Genomic DNA, 1,790 nt, shown 5'->3' on the forward strand with positions numbered 1-1,790 from the left:
GATTATTTACTGGGGAGGACGGATGAATGAAAAGATACATAGATGCCGAATTACCAAAACAAGCTGAAGTTCTCGCAGATGAAGTAGTTCGCCTAAAAAGTCTTTTGCTTGGGATGAAAGCGAAATATGAACTTGTAAACAAAGCTTTTACACAATATTTATGTGATACAACTGTTGTCCCAGATGTAGACGGGAAAGAAAATCTGCTAAGAATTAATAGCTTATATCAGAGATATATTAAACAAGCACAGGAGGAACAACATGGATAAATATAGTTGGAATTTTACCGAACACGCTGAAATTTGGTACGAATCAGCAGATACAATCGAAGAATGCCTTGCACAGGCAAGAGAACAAAAAGATGATGACACATGGTGCGTTTTTATCGGTGAAAATGTGCCGTTTGTGACTACTATAAGTTCATATGACACGCTTGATAGAATTGAAGAAGAGGCTTATGAGTTTTGCGAATTGGCAGACAGTTGGCAGCCGCATTGCGTTGAGAGAGAAAAATTAGATGAATTGGAGGAGCAGTTGACCGAAGTAGTGCAAGCATGGCTTGAGAAATATAATCAACAACCTGACTTTTGGGCGGTTCAAAATGTCACACGGTATGATTTGGAGGAACGATCATGAGCAGATACATAGATGTGGATTCTTTGAGAGAAGAAATTCTGCATGAGAACGAATATGACAGCGATATCACAAACCACTATCTTGATTTGATTGACTTTACTGATGATGCCGATGTTGCGGAAGTGGTGCGTGGGGAGTGGCTTAATTTTATCGGTGATTTCTCAACGGCAGAATGTAGCAAATGTGGAGAAATCTATGAGGTGTCACCAGAAGAACCTAGAAATGGAAAAGAGTTTTTCGATGCATTTAAGCAATTTTATAGATTCTGCCCTCACTGCGGAGCTAGAATGAATAAACCAGCGACCGACACTAATGTCGCCACCACAAGTAGAGAGTTTTTTGACTAAAAGATTTCAGGAGGTTAAATAAGATGGAAAGATTGACACAACATACACCAGATAATTTTGGGTACGCAGAATATGAGCTGAAATCGAAAGTAGATGAACAAGATGCTATTAGCACCTTAGGTCGCTATGAGGATACAGGCTTAACACCCGAGGAAATCACAGACGGCAAAATGCTGACAGGGTGGATTAGCGTTGAGGAGCAAAAACCGAAAGAAGTCGGCAGAATATTAATAAACTTAAAAAACGGCATGGTGCTTGAGGGTTGGTGGATAAATAAAGCTTTTAAACACATTGATTTATTCGGCAAACACACAGAATTCTTCCCTGACAATCACCGACTCACTGGATGCCACTGCCTCAACCGCCGGAGGTGAGCGAATGACCAAAGAATTACTGGAAAACAGATGGAGCATAGTAGCAGAAATTGCAGAATTGGAACGAGGTGTTTCTTCTTCTGTTCAAGCCTCTAGTGCGGTAAAGCCATATCAGGTGCATGCCGTTACAATTCGAGGAATACCCGAAGATGATAAATTTATGTTATTAAAACTCAGGGAACAGTTGGCAGAGATTGACACCTTCATACAGCGAATCCCTCAAAGTGAAAGTCGAAGAATAGCAAAGAAACGAGCAGCAGGCATGACTTTTGAGCAGATTACTAATGTGCTGCAGCTAGAGTGTCATCGGGAAGGAATAACCGTAAACAGTGTGCAAAAAAAATATTATAGCTTATTTAAATAAAGGCTAGTTTTTCACAAAATTCACAAAAGTATCATTTAAACTAATAATTGAGGTAGCAGATAAGCCGAC

General features: G+C 39.9%; 5 protein-coding genes. All 5 read left to right on the top strand.

Annotation, left to right across the window (positions count from 1 at the left end):
* Positions 1–26: 26 nt before the first annotated feature.
* From CS931_RS12520 to CS931_RS12540, 5 genes are read left to right on the top strand one after another with little or no spacing between them, the layout of a single operon-like run.
* Positions 27–269: a hypothetical protein gene (locus CS931_RS12520; RefSeq protein ID WP_099206220.1), complete on the top strand. Its 243-nt coding sequence runs from the start codon at positions 27–29 to the stop codon at positions 267–269.
* Complete coding sequence (locus tag CS931_RS12525) at positions 262–636, top strand: hypothetical protein (RefSeq protein ID WP_099206221.1); 375 nt, start codon at positions 262–264, stop codon at positions 634–636. The genes CS931_RS12520 and CS931_RS12525 overlap by 8 nt, the downstream gene beginning before the upstream one ends.
* Positions 633–983 carry a hypothetical protein gene (locus CS931_RS12530; protein WP_099206222.1) on the top strand — a complete coding sequence of 117 codons (351 nt, stop codon included), beginning with the start codon at positions 633–635 and terminating at the stop codon, positions 981–983. The genes CS931_RS12525 and CS931_RS12530 overlap by 4 nt, the downstream gene beginning before the upstream one ends.
* 23 nt (positions 984–1,006) lie before the next feature.
* A complete protein-coding gene (locus CS931_RS12535) occupies positions 1,007–1,357 on the top strand; it encodes a hypothetical protein (RefSeq protein WP_099206223.1) in 351 nt (116 codons plus the stop codon).
* Between the two features lie 4 nt (positions 1,358–1,361).
* A complete protein-coding gene (locus CS931_RS12540) occupies positions 1,362–1,721 on the top strand; it encodes a hypothetical protein (protein ID WP_099206224.1) in 360 nt (119 codons plus the stop codon).
* Positions 1,722–1,790 lie beyond the last annotated feature (69 nt).

This window comes from Scatolibacter rhodanostii (assembly GCF_900197595.1).
Classification (GTDB): Bacteria; Bacillota; Clostridia; order Oscillospirales; family Acutalibacteraceae; genus Scatolibacter; species Scatolibacter rhodanostii.

Bases quoted from the DNA above. Each gene is read 5' to 3' on its own strand.
- CS931_RS12540 (WP_099206224.1), top strand. From the start codon at position 1,362: ATGACCAAAGAATTACTGGAAAACAGATGGAGCATAGTAGCAGAAATT.
- CS931_RS12520 (WP_099206220.1), top strand. From the start codon at position 27: ATGAAAAGATACATAGATGCCGAATTACCAAAACAAGCTGAAGTTCTC.
- CS931_RS12530 (WP_099206222.1), top strand. From the start codon at position 633: ATGAGCAGATACATAGATGTGGATTCTTTGAGAGAAGAAATTCTGCAT.
- CS931_RS12535 (WP_099206223.1), top strand. From the start codon at position 1,007: ATGGAAAGATTGACACAACATACACCAGATAATTTTGGGTACGCAGAA.
- CS931_RS12525 (WP_099206221.1), top strand. From the start codon at position 262: ATGGATAAATATAGTTGGAATTTTACCGAACACGCTGAAATTTGGTAC.